The organism is Streptomyces lunaelactis, from assembly GCF_003054555.1.
Lineage (GTDB): Bacteria > Actinomycetota > Actinomycetes > Streptomycetales > Streptomycetaceae > Streptomyces > Streptomyces lunaelactis.
Genome location: NZ_CP026304.1, coordinates 1,824,130 through 1,843,283 on the forward strand (window position 1 = coordinate 1,824,130; position 19,154 = coordinate 1,843,283).

A 19,154-nucleotide genomic window follows, 5' to 3' on the forward strand; every position below is an offset into this window, starting at 1 on the left:
CCCGACGCAGCAGGCACGCCACGACAAGGAAAGGGCAGACACATGTCCCTGCGAAGGGCGCCAGGAACGACCGCGGCCGGCGGCCGCGACCCGGGGGGCCGGGAGACCGGCCCCCGGTTCGGGGCAGGCAGGCTGGTGGGCGTGCTCCTGCCCTCCGGGGTGCTGGCCGTCGCCCTGACCGTGGGCATCGTCGTGTCCGGCGGTGCGGGCGATGAGCCCCCGGCGGCCCGCACCGCCGCACCCGTCGGGGACGCGCCGTTCGAGCGGATCGGCACCGGTGACCTCGCCCGCGGGGTCACCGGCCTCCAGGCCCATGTGCGGGCTCAGCCCAAGGATGCGCGGGGGTGGGCGGCCCTGGGCGCCGCCTATGTCGAGCAGGCCAGGACCAGCGGCGACCCGACCAGGTATCCGCAGGCCGACAAGGCGCTGGCCCGTTCCATGGCGCTCCGGCCGCAGGACAATGACACGGCACTCGCGGGTCGTGCCGCGCTCGCGGCGGCGCGGCACGACTTCCGCGGCGCGCTGCGCGAGTCGGAGGCCGCGCTGAAGATCAACCCGTTCAGCGAACGCGCGCTCGCCTCCCGGATCGACGCGCTCGTCGAACTGGGCAGCTATCCAAAGGCGTTGGCGGCGGCCAAGGAGGCCGACGGCCGCCGCCCCGGCATCCCCGTCTTCACGCGCTACGCGTATGTGCTGGAGCTGCGCGGCGACATCGCCGGTGCCCGCCGGGTGCTCGGCGCCGCGCTGAACTCGGCCTCGTCCCCCGGCGACACAGCGTATGTGGCGACCGCTCTGGGCCAGCTGGAGTGGAGTCAGGGGGCGTACGCCCCGGCGCTCAGGTACTTCACGACGGCGCTCGACGCGGACCCGGCGTATCTGTCCGCGCTCGAGGGCCGGGCCCGCACCCAGGCCGCGCGCGGCGACAGCAAGGGCGCGGTGTCCGGGCTCGAAGCGGTGGTGGACCGGCTGCCGCTGCCGGGACAGCTCGTGGCTCTGGGTGAGCTTTACGAGGCGGGGGGCCGCATGTCCGATGCCCGCGCGCAGTACGAACTCATCGGCACCTGGACCGAGTTGGCCCGCGCCAACGGCGTGGACACCGATCTGGACACCGCTCTGGCGCTGGCCGACCACGGCGACAGGGCCGAGGCGCTCAAGGCGGCGCGCGCCGAGTGGAGCGAGCGCAGGACCGTACACACGGCCGACGCGCTCGCGTGGTCGCTGCACGTCAACGGCCGTTCCGCGGAAGCCCTCCCGTACCTGGCCACGTCGGCGCCGGCCGGCTGCCGCAACGCGCTGTTCCTGTACCACCGCGGCATGATCGAACGCGCCACGGGCCGGACGGCGGCCGCCCGCGTCTCGCTCGCCGCGGCGCTGAAGATCAACCCCGGCTTCTCACCGACCGGTTCACGCGCGGCCAGTGCCGCGCTGAAGGCACTGGAGGCGTCATGAGGAGGCGTACGACCGTCACCGGCGCGGCGGTACTCCTCACGGGGGCGGCGCTCGCGCTGCTGCCGGCGGGGACTGCGGCAGCGCATCCCCTCGGGAACTTCACCGTCAACCGTTACGACGGGCTGCTCGTCGCGCCCGGTGTGCTGAGCGTCGATCATGTGGAGGATCTGGCGGAGATACCCGCCGCCCAGGCGCGTACCAGGATCGACGGGGACGGCGACCGGAAGATGTCCCCCGGTGAACTGTCCGGGTGGGCCCAGGGCCGCTGCCGGGACGCGGCGCGGGACGGCCGGGTCACCGTCGCGGGGCGTACGGCCGCGCTCACGCCCGGCGCGAGCCGCGCCGAGGTGCGCCCCGGGCAGGCCGGGCTGCCGACGCTCCGCGTCGAGTGCAGGCTCACGGCCGCACTGCCGGACGGGCGGCAGACGATCGGCTTCCGGGCGCCGGGCGGCGACCAGGGGCCGGGCTGGCGGGAGATCGCGGCCGGCGGCGACCGGATGACGCTCACCTCCTCCGACGTGCCGAAGACATCGGTGTCCCGGCGGCTGGCGGTCTATCCGGACGGGCAGCTCTCCTCCGCGCCGGATCAGCGGGCGGCCGAACTCTCGGTGGCACCGGGCGGCGCCCCGGCGGCGGCGGACCGGCAGGGGGCGGCCCCCCCGGCCTCCGTACTGCCGCGGGGCGCGGACCGCTGGACGCAGGCGCTGACCGATCTGGTGTCCCGGCGCGAACTGACCGCGGGATTCGCCGCCCTGGCGCTGGCGACCGCGCTTCTGCTCGGTGCGCTGCACGCGCTCGCGCCGGGCCACGGCAAGACGGTGATGGCCGCCGCGGCGGCGGCGGGCGGACGGAAGTCGCTGCGCGACGTCCTCTCGCTGGGCGCCTCGGTGACGCTCACGCACACGCTCGGGGTGTTCGCGCTGGGCGCGCTGATCACCGCGGGCTCGGCGGCGGCGCCGTCGGTGGTGGCGTGGCTGGGCGTCGCGAGCGGCGCTCTGGTCGCCGGGGCGGGGGTCATGCTGGTGCGCAGGGCCTGGAGGAACCGAGGCGACTCGCACGGCCACAGCCACGGACACGACCACGCACACGACCACGGACACGGGCACTCGGACGGCCATGACCACGGACACAGCCATGGTCATGGTCACGGCCACAGCCACAGCCACGATCACCGCCCGCTGAGTTTCCGCTCCACCCTCCTCCTCGGCTTCGCCGGCGGACTCGTCCCCAGCCCCTCCGCCGTCGTCGTGCTCGTCGGGGCCGCCGCGCTGGGCCGCGCCTGGTTCGGTCTGCTGCTCGTCCTCGCGTACGGCGCCGGGCTCGCCCTCACCCTCGCCGCCGCGGGCTTCGCGGCGGTCCGCCTCGGCGACCGCGCGGCCCGTCTTCTCGCCGAGCGGAGCCTTCGCAAGGGACGGCTGATTTCCGCCGCGCAGCGCACGCTGCCGCTCGGCACGGCGTGCGTGGTGCTCGCCCTCGGATGCGGATTGGCGCTCAAGGGGGCGGCAACAGCTCTTGCGTGAGCTAACTTGGGGTGGTTGCTCTGCTACGGATGGGGGGCTCGCCGGTGAGTGAAGTGCCGGGCAGTGAGCGTGTCGTGGCAGGCCGGTACCGGCTGCTCAGCCCCCTCGGCGAGGGCGGCATGGGCATCGTGTGGCGCGCCCGCGACGAGGTGCTGAACCGCGAGGTCGCCGTCAAGGAGGTCCGCGCCCCCACCGCGCTCGGCGAGGCCGACGAGCGGCGGCTGTACGCACGTCTGGAGCGGGAGGCCTGGGCCGCGGGCCGGATCTCGCACCGCAATGTGGTGACCGTCTACGACGTGGCGACCGAGGACGGCCGGCCCTGGATCGTGATGGAGCTGGTGCGCGGACTCGCGCTCTCCGACGTACTCGACGCGGAGGGGCCCGTCACCCCGCAGCGCGCGGCGCATGTCGGGGCGGAGATTCTCGCCGCTCTGCGCGCCGCCCACGAGGCGGGTGTGCTGCACCGCGACGTGAAGCCCGGGAACGTACTCATCGCCAATGACGGCCGGGTGGTGCTCACCGACTTCGGGATCGCCATGGTCGAGGGGACCTCCAATCTGACCATGACGGGCGAGCTGATCGGCTCGCCCGAATTCCTCGCCCCCGAGCGGGCGATGGGGCGTACGCCGGGGCCCGAGTCGGATCTGTGGTCGCTCGGGGTGCTGCTGTACGCGGCGGTCGAGGGCAACTCCCCGTTCCGGCAGAACACCCCGCTGAGCACGCTGCGCGCCGTTGTCGACGAGGAGCTGCCGCCGCCGCGCAGGGCCGGTCCGCTGGCGCCGGTGATCGCGGGGCTGTTGCGCAAGGATCCGGCCGAGCGGCTCTCGGCCGAGGAGGCCGGGCATCAGCTGCGGGTGGTGGGCGCCGGCGGCACCGTGCGCACGGTGCCGCCGGCCGCGCCCGGCCTGTACAGCCCTACGGTGGCGGCCTCGTCCCCGACCCCGGTCTCGTCCCCCCCCCGCGTCCTTCGGTCCGCCGCCCCCGACGACGGCGACGACCGGTGTGCCGCAGCAGGACCGCTCGCGGCGGGCGACGACAGTGCTGGTCGCCGGGGTGGCGTTCCTTCTCCTCGCGGTGGGCGGCCTCGCCTGGGCCCTGGTCAACAAGGACAACAACCCGGGCGGAACGGACAACGGCGGCGGTACGACGCCGGTGGGCGGGAGTTCGAGCGCCCCTTCGGCCGGCACGGCCTCCCCGCCCGCCGCCGGCTCGGACGGCGGCGGTGCGGGGACGAACGGCGGGACGAACGGTGGGGGCAACGATGGGGGCAACGGCGGTACGACGCCGCCGCCCCAGTCCGTGCAGGTCTACGTCCGGACCGTGCACGGGAGTTACTCGGGCACCTGCCCGCCGCCCGAGGCCCAGGCTCCGGCCTTCGAGGCGACGATCACGGTCGGCCGTACGCCGGCGGCCGTCGAGTACCGCTGGGCGACCAAGAGCGGTGAGAGCTCCGACGACGGCTGGAAGACACTGCACTTCGCCTCGGGGGGCGGGAAGCAGAAGCAGGTCAACCACGTCGAGCTGACCTACAAGCAGGACGGGACGCACAACGACCGGATCCGGGTGGAGATCCGGAGTCCGGTCGAGGTGCGCTCCAACTGGATCGATTTCTCGGTCACCTGCAAGCAGGAGACCCCGACGGACGGGGGCTCCTACACGGCGAACACGTACGGAACCGATGAAGCGGGTGGATCGGGCTGAGCGCGCGAGCGGTCAGGCGTGGGCGGTCAGGACCGGCAGATAGCCGCCGGACTGCCCGGACGCGGTGGGGTGGTAGGACTCGCTGATGCTGAGCCAGTTGACGCTGTGCAGCCAGGACGCGCTGGAGCAGATCTCGTGTCCGGTGAAGGCCCCGGCGACGTCCGCGAAGTCGTATCCGTGGTTGGCCGCCCGCTTCGCGATTGCGGCGTTGAGGTAGTCCGCGGCCCCGTTGATCGCGGACCGTTCCTTCTCGCTCAGCCCGGCGACGCAGCTGCCGCCGAGCTTGTAGAAGCGGGGGTAGCCGAGGACGACGACCTGGGCGGCCGGGGCCTTGGCTCTGATCGCCGAGTACACCTGGTCGAGCTTGCCGGGCAGGGTGGAGTCGACGTAACCGCGCGCCGTCGCGATCCGGTTGAGGCAGGTGGACTCCGACTGCAGGACGCAGGTCGTCATGACGTCCGCGAAGCCGGCGTCATTGCCGCCGATGGTGAGGGAGACGAGGTCGGTGGCCGAGCTGAGGGGGGCAAGCTGACCGGCTGTGACATCACCCGTACGAGCGCCCGAGCAAGCGGTGAACGCGAACGACGAGGGTGAATGCGCGGCCGCCCAGAGCTTGGGGTAGGCACGGCTGCTGCGCTTGCAGTTACCGCTCGAGCTGTCGTAGCTGCCGGCCCCGAGACCCGATGAGTAGGAGTCGCCGAGGGCCACGTAGTCCAGCGCCAGTGCGGTGTCCGAGGCCTGTGCCTGGCCGGCTCCGGTGAGAGCGAGGACGGCGCCGAGGAGGAGTGAGGATGAGAATGCCGCGATTCGGGACAGTTTCATGGAACCTCCCTTTAGCAGGATTTCTGCCACAACTGTCGTAGCAAGTCCCATACTTCACCGGAAGTGTCCATGCCAAGAAGATTCCGTGTGGACTTGACGGAGCGTCGCCCGCTACCGAGCATTGAGGCTCGGCATCCGGCGCCTGGGGGCAAAGTCGGCCATGCAGACGATCAGAGGCAAGCCGGAAGCGGTCTGGACAGATCTGCTCCCGGTGCTCGCGGGCATCGCGGTCGCCATCTCGGGGGTGGGCGTCGCGCTGGCGCTCGCCGACGTCCGGTCGCCGCTGCGCGCGCCGTTCATCCTCTTCTTCCTCTTCGCGGGCCCGGCCGGCGGTCTCACCGCCGCACTGCCCGGACTGGAACCCGCGGCCCGCGCCTCCGCGGCCGCGACCGGGGCCCTCGTCATCGACGGGCTGGCAGCTCAGACCGTCTCGTCCCTGCACGTCCTGACGGTCGGCGGGGCGGTCATCGCGGTCGTGGCGATCACCGCTCTGCTCTTCCTCTTGTCACTGGGCCGGCGCATACGGAAGACGGAACTCATCAATCCGGTCGACCGATTGATGAAAGGGATCAAGGAAACCCGATCGGGACGGTTCCGCATCTGACGGCAGAAGGTGTACCAAAAAAGTAAAAAAGTGAGTCCACGTTCCAGGTCTTGCCATACAGTCCTAATCATCAATACCGTCGTACATCCACCCGCAACGGTCCATCACTAAGCGGCTCTAGGGGAGGGCTCAAGCGTCGCGATGGATTCGGAGCGGGGCGCGGTAGGGGGGTGCCGTGCTCGGTTTTCGCGCTCTGTCGGAGCCGTATGCCGCGCGGCCAGTTTTGCCAGCTCACCCACCAGGTAGGGAGCGCTATTCCGTCATGGCCGGGGTGAGAAGAACCCCCCTTTCAAACCGGAAACTCATCCGGACTGCCCGGGGGCGGGCGGTCCACCGGTGGAGAGGGAATCAGACTCATGAGCTCAGTCCTGCACCCGGCGGCGCCGGGGCAAGATCCGTTCACCGCACCGTCGCACCATGGGGACACCGTCGAAACAGCCGCCGGTCCGGAAGGACCGGTGAGTAGCCTCGGCCGAATATCCGCCACGTACCGGCCTATCTCCTCGCATCTCGCGATCACTCCGCCCGTCAGCGTCGTGATCCCCGCCATGAATGAGGCGGAGAATCTCCCGTACGTCTTCAAGACTCTGCCCGCGTGGATTCATGAAGTCGTGCTGGTCGACGGGAATTCCAGCGACAACACCGTCCAGGTCGCCCGTGAACTGTGGCCGGACGTCAAGGTCGTCAAGCAGGTCGGCAAGGGCAAAGGAGATGCCCTCATCAGCGGATTCGCCGCCTGCACCGGCGACATAATCGTGATGGTCGACGCCGACGGCTCGGCCGACGGCCATGAGATCGTCAGTTACGTGTCCGCCCTGGTCTCGGGCGCGGATTTCGCCAAGGGCTCGCGTTTCGCCAACGGCGGCGGCACCGACGACATGACCCCGATCCGCAAGTTCGGCAACTGGGTGCTGTGCGCCATCGTCAACGCCAAGTTCGGGGCCCGCTACACCGATCTCTGCTACGGCTACAACGCCTTCTGGAAGCACTGCCTGGACAAGGTCACCCTGGACTGCACCGGCTTCGAGATAGAGACCCTGATGAACATCCGGGTCGTCAAGGCCGGGCTGCGGGTGCAGGAGGTCCCCAGCCACGAGTACCTCCGCATCCACGGCGTCAGCAACCTCAGCGCCGTACGGGACGGACTGCGGGTCCTCAAGGTGATCGTGAAGGAGAAGGGCGTACGCAGATCGGCGCGCCGTCACGCGTGGGCAGCGCCGAGCGTCAGGATCCCGCGGGGAGAGGCATCTTGAGCGAGCGCCCGTCGCACCGGTTCTCCGTGGTGATCTGCGTCTATACCGAGGACCGCTGGGACGACATCCTCGCGGCCGTCGACTCGGTACGGAAGCAGTCACTGCCTGCCCTCGAGACGCTGCTCGTGGTCGACCACAACGCGGCCCTGCTGGCGCGGCTCGGCAAGGAGTTCAAGGAGAGCGCGGCACACGGTGAGGGGGTGCGGGTGCTCGCCAACGCGGGCCCCCGTGGCCTCTCCGCGGGCCGCAACACCGGAATCGCCGCCGCGCGCGGCGAGTTCGTCGCCTTCCTCGACGACGACGCCGTGGCCGAGCGCGACTGGCTGCGGTACTTCGCCGAGGGGTACGACGACCGGCTCGTGATGGCCGTCGGCGGCCGGACGATGGCCGCCTGGGCATCGGGCCGCAGGCCCGTCTGGTTCCCCGAGGAGTTCGACTGGGTCGTCGGCTGTACGTACCGGGGGCTGCCGCGCGGCAAGGTGCGCGTCCGCAATGTCCTGGGCGGCAATGCCTCCTTCCGGCGCAGCGCGTTCGACGCCTCCGGCGGCTTCGCCACGGGCATCGGGCGCGACGGCGACAAACGGCCGCTGGGCTGCGAGGAGACCGAACTGTGCATCCGGCTGGCCAAGGCCGTGCCGGACGCGGTCCTGCTGATCGACGACCGCGCGGTGATCCACCACAAGGTCCCGGCCGTCAGGGAACGGTTCGGCTACTTCCGCACCCGCGCCTACGCCGAGGGCCTGTCCAAGGCGCTCGTGGCCAAGAGTGTGGGGGCGGACAAGGGACTCGAGTCCGAGCGCCGCTACACCACACGGGTACTGCCGGCCGGAGTCGTACGCGGGCTGCGCGACGCGGCGCTGGGCCGCCGGGGCGGCGTGGGCCGGGCCGGTGCGATCGTCACCGGGGTCGCGGCGGCGGCGGGCGGCTATGTGGTCGGGAGCGTGCGTGCCCGTGGGGGCGGCGCCACGTTCTCCTCCGGTCCCATCGCGGCAGAACCGGTCATGGGAGGTATGTCCGGGTGAACCAGCCGGTGCCCATTCTGATGTACCACGCCGTCGGACACCGCCCGGCGCAGGCCGCGTACGGTCTGTCCGTCTCGCCCGAAGCCTTCGCCGAGCAGATGGAACTGCTCGGCGAGCGCGGGTTCACGCCCGTCACCACCGCCCAACTGGGCGCTGCCTGGCGGGCGGCGGGCGGACCGTTGCCGCGCCGGCCCGTCCTGATCACCTTCGACGACGGCTACGAGGGCGTGCACCGGCACGCCCTCCCCGTCCTCGCCAAGCACGGCTTCGCCTCGACCCTCTTCGTCTCGACCGGCTGGCTGCGCGGTGCGTACGAAGCGGGCGGTGCGCTCGACACGATGCTCGACTGGGACCAGGTGCGCGAACTGGCCGCGGCGGGCACGGAGATCGGCGGCCACACCCACACCCATCCGCAGCTCGACCAGCTCGACGACGACCGCCTCCGGTACGAGACGGTCCGCTGCCGGGACATCATCGCGGACGAGCTGGGCGCCGGGCCGGTGTCGTTCGCCTATCCCTACGGCTACTCCAGCCGCCGGGTGCGGCGTACGGTCCGGGCGGCCGGTTTCGCCCAGTCGCTCGCCGTCGGCAACGCGCTCGCCGTACGCCGCCAGGGGCCGTACGCCCTGGAGCGGGTGACCGTGCGGCGCACCACCGGTATCGAGGAGTTCGAACAGCTCGTCGTGGGCAGATCCATCGCCCGCAACTTCGCCAGGGACCGTGCACTGACCAAGGGTTACGCCGTGGTGCGCCGGGCCCGCAGGGCCGGCGGGCTGATCCGCCGGGTCAGGACCTGATGGCGGAGCCGAACGACAGGAACCGGCGGCGTTCGACCGCCGCCGGATCCCCTCACCCGGACGCCTCGCGTCAGCGGTCAAAACACCGTGCACACAGCGGTCCCGTGCCGGATCATGGGCGCATGTCTGCCAAGCCTCAGGACGCTCTGCCGATCCGGCTCAACGTCGACGACAGCGATTCACCATCGGACGTCGTCGACGCGCTGTTCCTCGGCCGCTTCGCGACGGGCGAGCAGCCTCACTCCCACAGCTCCACCATCGACCGCGTCAAGCCCGGCGCCTCTCTGCTGCCGCCGTCCGCTTGTGTGCTGCGCTCCGCGCGCGACGACGACCGCAGCGCCACGCTCGCCGAGGGCGACGGCTGGACGCTGCTGATCTCCCGCTGGAACCGTGGCGCCGATGTCATGGTCACCGCGGTCAGCTCCGAGCTCGCCGAGAAGGTCCTTGGCCAGGCGACCGACGGCGCCACGGACGAGCCGGAACCGCAGCCGGAGAACGTGACCATGGGGTTCTGGTACGTCTCGCCCCGGCGCGGCCCGTACCGCACCACCCGCCAGATCGCCGCCGGGACCTGGGACGAGGTCCGGCCCAACTACACGGCGCCGGTGGCCGATGCCATGGACCGGCTGATGAAGGTGACGCCGGACGACATCTCGGGCCGGCTGCTGCTGCTCCACGGCCCGCCGGGCACCGGCAAGACCTCGGCGCTGCGGACGCTGGCCCGCTCCTGGCGTGACTGGTGCCAGGTCGACTGTGTGCTCGACCCGGAGCGGCTCTTCAACGACGTCGGCTATCTGATGGACATCGCGATCGGCGAGGACGAGGGCACGTCGAAGGGTCGTTGGCGGCTGCTGCTGCTCGAGGACTGCGACGAGCTGATCCGCGGCGAGGCCAAGCACACGGCGGGCCAGGCCCTGTCCCGGCTGCTCAATCTGACGGACGGCCTGCTGGGCCAGGGCCGTAACGTCCTGGTGGGCGTGACCACCAACGAGGACCTGGAGCGCCTGCACCCGGCGGTGGTCCGCCCGGGCCGCTGTCTGGCCCGGATCGAGGTGGGTGCGCTGACCCGCGAGGAGTCGGTGAACTGGCTGGGCACGGAGGAGGGCGTGGGCCGCGAGGGCGCGACGCTGGCGGAGTTGTACGCGCTGCGCCGCGGCACGAGCCCGGCGTCGGTCCCATCCCAGCACGACGGCGCGGACGCGGGCCTGTACCTGTGAGCCTGGGTCAAGCCCCGCCGGCGATTGAGGCGCGAGGCCTGGGGCGGAGCCCCGAAAAGAGCCCCGCCGGCGATTGAGGCGCGGGGCCTGGGGCGGAGCCCCAGCAAGGGACCTCAGCCCTCGTACACCGCCCGCAGCGCGTCCTCGACCGCCGCCCCCGCAGCCGCCCGGCTCAGCCCAAGTCGCCGCGCCTGCTCCGCATACGCCGCCGCCGCGGCCGCCGCCTGCCGCTTCGCCGCATCCCCCGCCGCCGCGACAAACGTGCCGTTCCGGCCGCGCGTCTCGATCACCCCGTCGGCCTCAAGCGCGCGATACGCCTTGGCCACGGTATTCGCGGCGAGCCCCAGCTCCTCCGCGAGCCCTCGCACGGTCGGCAGCCGGTAGCCCACAGGCAGCTTGCCCGAGCGCGTCTGCTTCGAGATCTGGGCACGCAGCTGTTCGTACGGGGCGTCGGCCGCACCTGCATCAATGGCGATCTTCAAGGTCACCCGCCGATTCTCCCCCACCGCCGCAAAATGGGAGGCGACGCCACCCGGCAGGCCCGTACCGTCGCTCCCCATGACATTGATCGTCCGTGATTTCCGCATCGAGGACGCCGCATCCGTGTCCGCCGTCAGGCGGGCCGCTCTCCCCTACATGGTGACGACCCCCGAAGCCATCGTCTTCGCCGTGGAGACCGCCAACCCGGCCAAGAAATACCGGCTGTTGATCGCCGAGAAGGACGGGGAGATCATCGGCACGGCCCATACCGGCGTCGCGTACGACTCCAGCGAGCCGGGCCAGTCCTTCGTCACCCCGCACGTCCACCCGGCCCACCGCGGCCAGGGCGCCGGCGCGCTGATCCTGCGGACCGCCGAGGAGCATCTGACGGCCGAGGGCGCGAGGACCGTCTACGCCTGGGTCATGGACGAGCCGGAGTCCCGGTCCTTCGCCGAGAAGCGAGGCTACCGGCCGACGCGCCCGGCCCACTTCCAGCGTCTGGACCTGCGGGGCGGCACGCTGCCCCCGCTGCCGGAACTGCCCGCGGGCGTCGAGCTGCGTACCGCCGCGGACTTCGAGGCCGATCCGCGGCCGATCTTCCGGGCCGACGCCGAGGCCACGTCGGACGAGCCGAGTGATATCAGCGCGGACTTCGACGACTACGAGGACTGGATCAGCCACACCTGGAACAACCCGCTACTCGACCGTGAGCTCAGCACGGTCGTGCTGGTGGACGGCGAGGTCGCGGCCTTCACCGCGGCCCAGTCGGACGGCGGCACCCGCTACATGTCCGGCATGACCGGCACGCTGCGTGCCCACCGCGGCCGGGGATTCGCGAAGCTCGCCAAGACCGACTCCCTGCGCCGTGCCCGCGCGGCCGGCCATGCGGAGGCGTTCACCAGCAATGACGGCGACAATGGACCCATGCTGGCCGTCAACAAGTGGTTCGGCTACGAGATCTGCGCCACGGAGGTACGTCATGTCCGCACCCTCGGTTGAGGTGCGACTGGTCAAGGCCGGCGCGACGAAGATCCGTTACCCCGCCGAGGTGGTCGCCGACGACGGAACGCGCCTCACGGTCCGCGCTCCGTGGGCGGGCGACGGCGTCCGCGACTTCGGCTTCGTGCGGTTCGAGGCGGGCGATGTCTTCACCGAGTACTACTGGCGGGACCGCTGGTACGCGGTGAAGGAGGTCCGCAGCGGCGACGGCACGCTGAAGGGCTGGTACTGCGACATCACCCGCCCCGCCGTCCTCGACGGCGGGGAGCTGGTGGTCGAGGACCTGGACCTCGATCTGTGGGTGTCGGCGGACGGAACATCCGTACTGCGCCTGGACGAGGACGAGTTCGAGGCGAGCGGCCTGGCCGCCCGCGACCCGGAGGCCGCGGACCGCGCCCTGCGGGCTCTCGACGAGCTCGAACTCCTCGCCCGCGAGGGCGGGTTCACGGCTCTGCTCACCTGAGCCGGAGCGTAGTCGGCCAGGGCATGCCTTGTCCGGGACGGACTACCGGCTGAGTGAGCTCGGCCAGGAGGCGTGCGCCGCACTGGCCGGGCTCACTCGGTGGTCCGAGCACTGGGCTCGCGACGGGAAGTAGCGGTGGTGGGCCGCGCCGGTCACGCCGCCGCGTTACGACGGCGGATGATCACCTTCTTCAGCAGGGGCCAGGCGAGCAGCACGGCGATCACGACATACACCGTCACCGAGAAGGGCGTGTTGACCAGCCCCGTCACACTGCCGTCGCTGATCTGGAGCGCACGACGCAGCTGCTGCTCGGCGGCCGGGCCGAGGATGACGCCGATCACGGCCGGCAGCACGGGAAGTCCGTACCGCCGCATGCCGAAGCCGATCAGACCGATGATCAGCAGGATCACCAGGTCGAGCGCCTCGCCGCCGACCGCGTACGCACCGACCGCCGCGAAGAAGAGAATGCCCGCGTAGAGGTACGGGCGCGGGATGCGCAGCAGCTTCGCCCACACCGGCGCCAGCGGCAGATTCAGCGCGAGCAGCAGCACCATGCCCACGAAGAGCGAGGCGATCAGACCCCAGACCAGGTCCGGCTCGCGCTCGAAGAGCAGCGGTCCGGGCTGGATTCCGTACTGCTGGAAGGCCGCCAGCATCACGGCCGCGACCGCCGTCGTGGGCAGGCCCAGCGTCAGCATCGAGACCAGGGTGCCCGCGGCCGAGGCCGAGGCAGCCGACTCCGGTCCGGCCACGCCCTCGATCGCTCCCTTGCCGAACTCCTCCTTGTGCTTGGAGAGCCGCTTCTCGGTGACGTACGAGAGGAAGGTCGGGATCTCCGCGCCGCCGGCCGGGATCGCGCCGAACGGGAAGCCGATGACCGGACCGCGCAGCCAGGACTTCCAGGTGCGCCTGACGTCGGACCTGCCGAGCCAGGGCCGGCCGACCGGGATGGGCTCGCCGCTGCTGCGCCGCAGATGGGCCGCGACCCACAGGGCCTCGCCGATCGCGAAGAGGCCGACCGCGACGATCACCACGTCTATGCCGTCGGCGAGTTGGAGCGAGCCGAAGGTGAGCCGCTGCTGGCCGGTCATCTGGTCCAGGCCGACGAGCCCGAGGGTGAGTCCGATCAGCAGAGATGCCAGCCCGCGAATACGTGAGGAGCCGAGTACGGACGTGACCGCGATGAAGGCGAGCACCATGATCGCGAAGTAGTCGGGGGCACCGATGTCCACGGCCAGTTCGGCGACGGTCGGGGCGAGTACGACCAGCAGGATGGTGCCGATCATGCCGCCTGCGAAGTGGCCGACGGCGGCGGCCGCGAGGGCCTGTGCGCCGCGGCCCGCCTTGGCCATCGGATTGCCTTCCATCGCCGCGACCACGGCGGCGCTCTCACCTGGCGTGTTGAGCAGGATCGAGGTCGTGGAACCGCCGAACATCGCGCCGTAGTAGATGCCGGCGAACATGATGAACGCGCCGGTCGGCTCCAGTCCGTACGTCACGGGCAGCAGCAGTGCCACCGCCATCGCGGGCCCGATGCCGGGCAGTACGCCGATCGCCGTGCCGAGCAGCACGCCTATCGCCGCCCAGAGCAGATTGATCGGGGTCAGCGCTGTGCCGAACCCGTCGATGAGGGAGTTGAGAGAGTCCATAAAGCACTCCCATCAGCGGGCCACCCGGCAGCGGAACACCGAGCAGGTTGTCGAAGACGAAGTAGGTGACCAGGGAGAGGACCGCGGCGATGAGCGGATCGCGGTCGAGGTGGCGGCTGCCGAGGGCTGAGGGCTTCACGGTCGTCGGGGTGGCCCACAGCGGCGCGGAAGCGCTGCGCGCGGCCGAGAGGCTTCGGCCTGATCTCGTACTGCTCGACATCTATCTGCCTGATATGGACGGGATCAACGTGCTGCGGGAGCTGCGCGCGGCGGAGGAGCGCGACGAACTGCGCGGGAGCGTGGACGTCCTGTTCATCACGGCCGCGCGGGATGCGGGCCTTGTACGGGCGGCACTGCGCGCGGGCGCCCTGCACTATCTCGGCTCACTGTCACGGGTCAGCGCGCGGCGGTATCTGGAGTACTTCGTGGAGACGGGGCGGGTGGAGGTGACGCTGCGGTACGGGGGACGGGGCGTCCGGAGCGGCGGTACCGGCGGATCGGCTGACGACGGGCCGACTCCGCCGGCCATGCTGTGCGGACGGAGCCACTCGCCCGCCTGCGCACCCGCGCACCGATCGCGGTCGCGGTCGCCGCAGTGTCCGTGGTGCTGGGTCCTGTCGTACTCGCTGGGGCCGTGCCTCGGGCACCGCGCAAGGCGTGGCCGCGGTTCAGCTGTCCCCTTCAGGCGCGGGGTGGGTGACCCGGAGTTTCGACTGTCCGTGCGGCAGCCGCTCCCAGTCGTCCATGAAGCCGGCGACGAGACCGTGCTTCTCGGCCAGCGCGATCAGCGTCTCTGTGCGGTAGTAGAAGTCCTCACCGAGCACCCGGTGTTCGCCTCCCTCGGTGCGGTCGTAGGTGAAGTCGAAGAAGCCGCCGGGGGCCAGCACCCGTCCGACGTGCGAGAGGCATTCGTCGATGACCTCCAGCGGTGAGTGCGAGAACACGCTGTGCGCGTGCACCACCGTGAACCAGGCGTCGGGAAGGAAGTCCAGCGTCAGATTGTCGACGGGTGTCAGGTACGGCATCTTGTCCTGAAGGCCGTAGTGGACCAGGGTCTTCTTGGCCTCGATGAGGATGTCGGGCGAGATGTCGATCCCCACGTAGTGGCCGGGCTCCAGGTGCTCGATGAACCGCCACCCGGCGCGCAGGTTGCCGCACCCGATCTCGAGCATCCGGTCCTGCGGCTTCAGCCCGTGCCGCACCAGGTAGTCGAACTGCAGCTGCCCGATGGCCAGCCAACGGTCGTGCGACGGCCCACCACCGACGGCCGCCTCCGGACTCCTCGCGGTGTCCGATGCCATCACGGCCCGGTAGTAGGCGACGTGACTCCCGCGATGCCGGAACCACAGCCAGCCGTCCCGGCCCGCCCGTCGAAGGTACGGCAGCACACGCCGCGGATGCCGCAGCGCGTATCGCACCTTGTGCCCCAGTCGTGAGCGGTTCCGCGACAGGCGCGAAGGGGGTGTCCTGTGCATGTCGGCCTCCGGTGCCATCCGTGGGCTGCCCCTGCGCGGATGCTAACCACCCGTGCCCAGACACGCCCCTCGGCCAGCTGCCCGCCCGCCGGCGCAGTACACCCTCCACCGGACTTCCGGCCCGTGCCCGGAATCGGCCGCCTCCCTCGTTCGGGAAGGCCGTTCGGCCGAGTGCCGCGTCGGCGTGGTGACGGCGGTGCGAATCGTCGCGCTTGCCGCTCGCTGCGCCGGGGAGACGCGAGGAGGCGGCCATGAGCACCTGGGAGAATCAGCGAATGACCAGCACTCGGCGCCATCGTGAACGCTCCTCATCCCTGAGCGGGATCTTCGCCGCACACTTGCAGGTGTTCCGGTTCTACCGCGACGGCACTGTCCTCGACGTGCTCGTACGCCCGGCTCCACAACCTGGATGATGCTGAGGCCATCGCACGCGGCCTGCTCGCCCGGCACCCTCACGGAGGGGCCGGGCGCTGCTGTTCCCAGCGTTCTCAGTTTCGCGGGCGGGCGATCAGCCGCACATCCGGGCCGGACCGGGCCACGTCCAGCAGCTCGTACCGGAGGATGTCATCCATCGTCTCGATGGTGCCGCCCTGGAGAGCGCTCTTCCCGCGGCCGAGGAGCGCGGGCGCGATGTAGGCGATGATGCGGTCTACCAGCCCCGCCGACACGAAGGACGCGGCGAGCGTGGGTCCGCCCTCCAGGAATATGCCGCGCACGCCGCGATGGTGTAGCTCCCGCAGCAACGCCCCAATGTCCAGACCCTGTTTTGCTCGCGGCAGCCGGACAACGGTGGCGGCACCTTCCAGGTGGGAGGCGTCGGCGTCCTCAGCAACGGCAATCATCGTGGGTGCGACCGCATCGAGGACCCGGGCGTCGGCAGGTGTGCGGGCGTTGGTATCGATGATGACGCGCCAGGGCTGCTGGTCGACGGGTACGGCCACCTGAAGGTTTGGGTCGTCCTTCGTCGAACGCACGGCGAGATGCGGGTTGTCAGCCTGCTGGGTTCCAGAGCCGACGACGGTCGCCTGACAGACTGCGCGCAGGGCATGCACCTCGGCACGGGATTCCGCACTGGTGATCCACTGGCTTGTGCTGTCCATTGCTGCGATGCGTCCGTCCAGCGTGGCTGCGTATTTGTACACGACGTACGGCCGCCCATCGACGGTGTGCCACTCGTCAGTGCCGACCAGCTCGCTGATGCGCATCGCTCTCCTCCAGGCAAATGGTGGTACTGGCGAGCCTAGTGTGGTGCGGGTCGGGGACTGGGCTCGCACCTGGGCGGTGGAGGAAGTCTTCGGTATCGAGCCGGCCTGCTCAACGACGACCGGCTGGCCCGGGCTCTGGATGCGATCGCTCCGCATCTGGAGCATTTGCCGGGACGGTCGGGGCCCGGGCGATCGCCGAGTTCGGCATCGATGTGTCCCGTTTACACTGGGATATGACCAATATGTCCGTCCACGGCGCCTATCCGGCCGAGGGCCAGGACGAGGATTTCCCTGTTATCGGCTACGGGCATCCCAAGGACCGGCGGGTGGATCTGAAGCAGGTCCAGGCCGGGCTCGCGGTGAGCGCCGACGGGGGTATCCCGGTCCATGCCCGGTCTTCGACGGGTCGGCTGCCGAGGTCAGCCAGGTCGTCGGCGCGATGAGGGACCTGCGCACGATGGCCGGCACCCGCGACTTGCTGATGGTCGCCGACTCCAAGCTGGTTTCCTACTCCAACGCCAGCGCACTGCTGACGGCCGGGGTCCAGTTCATCGCTCCGGCCCCCGCCGATCAGGTCAAGGACGAGGTCTATGCCGCCCTCGGCCTCACCCGGGCCGCGACCGTGGACTGGGTGCCGGGCAGAGACGCGGGCAAGACCTCCGCTCAGCGGGAGAGTTACCGGGTGCTGGAGGACACCCACACCCTGAAGGGAGCGAGGAAGAGCGATCCCGAGCTCACCGTGCGGCGGATCCTGGTCCACTCCACCGCGAACGCCGCCGGCCAGCGGGCCGCCCGGGACAAGCGCCTGACCAAGGCGGCTGACGATCTCGGCAAGCTCGCCGGGGCGGGCGGCGGACGGCACTACAAGAATGCCGAGAAGATCGTCGCCCGCCTCGGTGTGATCGCGGCGAAGCGCCGTGTCGCTTCCTGCCTGCGCTTTCACGTCACTGAGGACGAGCACGGCGTCCCTGCTCTGGACTGGCACTTCGATGAGGATGTCCTCAACTGCCCTGCAGAGGATTTGTGACGAGTTCAGCGGCGGCGTTCACGATCACTCGCACTGCTGAACCGCAGCTACATCCGGCTACCGCGGGACCGAATTCCGCAGAGGGCCAGGCGCTACTGCGCCGGGCCCGAACCTGGGGTTACTCGGTAGTTAGGGTCTCCCGCATCGCCTTGGCCGTGGCAGTTGGGTCGTAGCCTTCGGGAACGCCTTCGACCAGGATGATGTCGCCATCCATGTGCCGCGAGCGCAGGGGTGCGATCTCCTGGTACGCGGGCGATTCCCACCAGGCCCGTGCCTCGGCAATCCCGGGGAAGCCGATCACCACGACGTGCCCGGGCCAACTGCCCTCTTTCACCTCATGCTGCGCGGCGTGCACGAGGAATTGGCCGCCGTACGGCTCGAAGGTGGCGGCGATGCGCTCGATGTACTCAACGATCTCCGGGACCAGGGTGGCCTCTTGCAGGTGCGCTATGGCATAGGCGGGCATGGCGTCCTTCCAGTCGGTCGGGCTCCGTACGCCGCCGATAGTGGCATGCGGAGGCACCCGGGTCGATGACCCGCCAGGCAAGGTTCCTGCCCTCGCGCCGCCCTCCATTGCCGAGCAACTCACTTCCGAGCCAGGTGCGTTCACTGATACGGCACCAGTGAGACCCGCTGGAACCACCGGGGCAGATCCGAATCAACGACCCGCGAAGTCCGGGTCTAGGTCAGGACCATCCAGCGTTGGCCGTCGATGAGTTCTCGGGCCGCGTCGAGGTGGCCGGCGTGGCACGCCGTCTCGGTGATGACGTGCAGCAGGGCGTCCCGAAGGTTGTACAGGTGCGGTTCGCCGAAGAGGTGGTGGGGCCACCAGTCCGAGGCCAGTCAGCCCAGGGGTACCTGCGCGAGGGACTCCCACTCGTACATACGGTTGTCCCGGTTGATGACGATCAACTCAGCCTGAGTGATGCGAGCATGGGCCGGCTCGATGTCCGTGGCGGCGAGGGCGTCAACGAACGAAGCAGCCTCACCTGCCCCGTGGCTGTAGCCAACCGAGACATGTGGAGTGAAACCCTCTGCACGTTCCGGGACTTCGGGGAGTACGTCGCCGATCGAGGCCCGGATCGCGTCACGCACCGCTCGCACCGGAGCATCCGGCTGCACCGGCACGAGGATCGCCTCCGGATCCACTACGGGTGTGCCCAGCAGGACATCGAAGGGCGGCACGTCCGCGAGTCTCCGTTCTGCCGCCTCGGCGATGGACGCCACATCCTTCTCATCCACCTCGCCCACGAATCCGATGCCCTGCATCGTGAGATGCAGCCACTGGTCTGGGATCAGATCGAGTCCCCCAACGGGGGCAAGCGCCGCGCGGTATGCCGCCGCGAACCGGTGGACGTCGGACTGCCCCTCGAACGTCAGGTGCCAGGTGTAGAAGCGCCGACCCACGCTCCAACCGGGTCGCCACCACCAGTGATCACGCATGTGCTCCGGTCCTGTCGTCATGCCCCGA

Annotated in this window: 18 protein-coding genes and 4 pseudogenes; 13 read left to right on the forward strand and 9 right to left on the reverse strand. The window is 70.4% G+C overall.

The features are described from left to right. Nucleotides 1-42 precede the first annotated feature (42 nt). The 3 genes and pseudogenes from SLUN_RS08100 to SLUN_RS08110 all read left to right on the forward strand — a co-directional run bounded on the left by SLUN_RS08100 (nucleotide 43) and on the right by SLUN_RS08110 (nucleotide 4,670). Nucleotides 43-1,449, forward strand: a complete 1,407-nt coding sequence (locus SLUN_RS08100) for a tetratricopeptide repeat protein (protein ID WP_108147853.1) — start codon at nucleotides 43-45, stop codon at nucleotides 1,447-1,449. Further along, nucleotides 1,446-2,969, forward strand: a complete 1,524-nt coding sequence (locus SLUN_RS08105; protein WP_108147854.1) for a HoxN/HupN/NixA family nickel/cobalt transporter — start codon at nucleotides 1,446-1,448, stop codon at nucleotides 2,967-2,969. The genes SLUN_RS08100 and SLUN_RS08105 overlap by 4 nt, the downstream gene beginning before the upstream one ends. Nucleotides 2,970-2,998: 29 nt before the next feature. After that, nucleotides 2,999-4,670 (forward strand): annotated as a pseudogene (locus SLUN_RS08110) (serine/threonine-protein kinase). Nucleotides 4,671-4,682: 12 nt separating this feature from the next. Here SLUN_RS08110 and SLUN_RS08115 read toward each other — a convergent pair. After that, on the reverse strand, nucleotides 4,683-5,492 hold the full coding sequence (locus SLUN_RS08115) for an SGNH/GDSL hydrolase family protein (RefSeq protein ID WP_108147855.1): 810 nt from the start codon (nucleotides 5,490-5,492) through the stop codon (nucleotides 4,683-4,685). Nucleotides 5,493-5,652: 160 nt separating this feature from the next. Here SLUN_RS08115 and SLUN_RS08120 point away from each other — a divergent pair, with 160 nt between their 5' ends. The 5 genes from SLUN_RS08120 (at nucleotide 5,653) to SLUN_RS08140 (ending at nucleotide 10,385) form a co-directional block, all read left to right on the forward strand. Beyond that, complete coding sequence (locus SLUN_RS08120; protein WP_108147856.1) at nucleotides 5,653-6,096, forward strand: hypothetical protein; 444 nt, start codon at nucleotides 5,653-5,655, stop codon at nucleotides 6,094-6,096. 356 nt (nucleotides 6,097-6,452) lie between these two features. Further along, nucleotides 6,453-7,349 (forward strand): glycosyltransferase family 2 protein, encoded by an 897-nt coding sequence (locus SLUN_RS08125; RefSeq protein ID WP_108147857.1) that lies wholly within the window; start codon nucleotides 6,453-6,455, stop codon nucleotides 7,347-7,349. Continuing rightward, nucleotides 7,346-8,371, forward strand: coding sequence for a glycosyltransferase family 2 protein (locus tag SLUN_RS08130; protein ID WP_108154586.1), 1,026 nt, complete (start codon nucleotides 7,346-7,348; stop codon nucleotides 8,369-8,371). Before SLUN_RS08125 ends, SLUN_RS08130 begins: the two co-directional genes overlap by 4 nt. 20 nt (nucleotides 8,372-8,391) lie before the next feature. Beyond that, nucleotides 8,392-9,168 (forward strand): polysaccharide deacetylase family protein, encoded by a 777-nt coding sequence (locus SLUN_RS08135; RefSeq protein WP_108154587.1) that lies wholly within the window; start codon nucleotides 8,392-8,394, stop codon nucleotides 9,166-9,168. Between the two features lie 122 nt (nucleotides 9,169-9,290). Beyond that, nucleotides 9,291-10,385, forward strand: a complete 1,095-nt coding sequence (locus SLUN_RS08140) for a DUF5925 domain-containing protein (RefSeq protein WP_108147858.1) — start codon at nucleotides 9,291-9,293, stop codon at nucleotides 10,383-10,385. A gap of 113 nt (nucleotides 10,386-10,498) precedes the next feature. Here the strand turns inward: SLUN_RS08140 and SLUN_RS08145 are convergent, their stop codons facing one another. Beyond that, nucleotides 10,499-10,873 carry a GntR family transcriptional regulator gene (locus SLUN_RS08145; RefSeq protein WP_170146562.1) on the reverse strand — a complete coding sequence of 125 codons (375 nt, stop codon included), beginning with the start codon at nucleotides 10,871-10,873 and terminating at the stop codon, nucleotides 10,499-10,501. A 70-nt stretch (nucleotides 10,874-10,943) separates the two neighbouring features. Here SLUN_RS08145 and SLUN_RS08150 point away from each other — a divergent pair, with 70 nt between their 5' ends. Together SLUN_RS08150 and SLUN_RS08155 are read left to right on the forward strand one after the other, a co-directional pair. Continuing rightward, on the forward strand, nucleotides 10,944-11,864 hold the full coding sequence (locus SLUN_RS08150) for a GNAT family N-acetyltransferase (RefSeq protein ID WP_108147860.1): 921 nt from the start codon (nucleotides 10,944-10,946) through the stop codon (nucleotides 11,862-11,864). Then, nucleotides 11,845-12,327 carry a ribonuclease FAU-1 family protein gene (locus tag SLUN_RS08155; RefSeq protein WP_108147861.1) on the forward strand — a complete coding sequence of 161 codons (483 nt, stop codon included), beginning with the start codon at nucleotides 11,845-11,847 and terminating at the stop codon, nucleotides 12,325-12,327. The genes SLUN_RS08150 and SLUN_RS08155 overlap by 20 nt, the downstream gene beginning before the upstream one ends. Nucleotides 12,328-12,479: 152 nt before the next feature. Here SLUN_RS08155 and SLUN_RS08160 read toward each other — a convergent pair whose 3' ends face one another. Both SLUN_RS08160 and SLUN_RS41015 read right to left on the reverse strand, forming a co-directional pair. Beyond that, on the reverse strand, nucleotides 12,480-13,976 hold the full coding sequence (locus tag SLUN_RS08160) for a tripartite tricarboxylate transporter permease (RefSeq protein ID WP_108147862.1): 1,497 nt from the start codon (nucleotides 13,974-13,976) through the stop codon (nucleotides 12,480-12,482). Nucleotide 13,977: 1 nt separating this feature from the next. Further along, nucleotides 13,978-14,103 (reverse strand): annotated as a pseudogene (locus SLUN_RS41015) (tripartite tricarboxylate transporter TctB family protein); the annotation flags it as partial. Here SLUN_RS41015 and SLUN_RS08165 point away from each other — a divergent pair. Continuing rightward, nucleotides 14,066-14,481, forward strand: a pseudogene (locus SLUN_RS08165) (response regulator). The pseudogenes SLUN_RS41015 and SLUN_RS08165 sit on opposite strands and share 38 nt — an antisense overlap. A gap of 163 nt (nucleotides 14,482-14,644) precedes the next feature. Here the strand turns inward: SLUN_RS08165 and SLUN_RS08170 are convergent. Together SLUN_RS08170 and ribD are read right to left on the reverse strand one after the other, a co-directional pair. Next, nucleotides 14,645-15,451, reverse strand: a complete 807-nt coding sequence (locus SLUN_RS08170) for a class I SAM-dependent methyltransferase (protein ID WP_108154588.1) — start codon at nucleotides 15,449-15,451, stop codon at nucleotides 14,645-14,647. A 488-nt stretch (nucleotides 15,452-15,939) separates the two neighbouring features. Next, the gene (ribD, locus tag SLUN_RS08175; protein ID WP_108147863.1) at nucleotides 15,940-16,656 is read right to left on the reverse strand and encodes a bifunctional diaminohydroxyphosphoribosylaminopyrimidine deaminase/5-amino-6-(5-phosphoribosylamino)uracil reductase RibD; all 717 of its coding nucleotides are present in this window, start codon (nucleotides 16,654-16,656) and stop codon (nucleotides 15,940-15,942) included. A 233-nt stretch (nucleotides 16,657-16,889) separates the two neighbouring features. On the opposite strand from ribD, the gene SLUN_RS08185 reads away from it, so the two are divergent. Then, nucleotides 16,890-17,099, forward strand: a complete 210-nt coding sequence (locus SLUN_RS08185; RefSeq protein WP_159100210.1) for a hypothetical protein — start codon at nucleotides 16,890-16,892, stop codon at nucleotides 17,097-17,099. Beyond that, a complete protein-coding gene (locus SLUN_RS08190; protein WP_159100211.1) occupies nucleotides 17,096-17,683 on the forward strand; it encodes a hypothetical protein in 588 nt (195 codons plus the stop codon). The genes SLUN_RS08185 and SLUN_RS08190 overlap by 4 nt, the downstream gene beginning before the upstream one ends. Nucleotides 17,684-17,801: 118 nt before the next feature. On the opposite strand, the gene SLUN_RS08195 is transcribed toward SLUN_RS08190, so the two are convergent. The 3 genes and pseudogenes from SLUN_RS08195 to SLUN_RS08205 form a co-directional block, all read right to left on the reverse strand. Continuing rightward, on the reverse strand, nucleotides 17,802-18,149 hold the full coding sequence (locus tag SLUN_RS08195; protein WP_108147866.1) for a DUF1330 domain-containing protein: 348 nt from the start codon (nucleotides 18,147-18,149) through the stop codon (nucleotides 17,802-17,804). A 215-nt stretch (nucleotides 18,150-18,364) separates the two neighbouring features. Beyond that, nucleotides 18,365-18,514 (reverse strand): annotated as a pseudogene (locus SLUN_RS08200) (mycothiol transferase); the annotation flags it as partial. Between the two features lie 12 nt (nucleotides 18,515-18,526). Then, complete coding sequence (locus SLUN_RS08205) at nucleotides 18,527-19,147, reverse strand: 2'-5' RNA ligase family protein (protein ID WP_254710198.1); 621 nt, start codon at nucleotides 19,145-19,147, stop codon at nucleotides 18,527-18,529. Nucleotides 19,148-19,154: the final 7 nt, after the last annotated feature.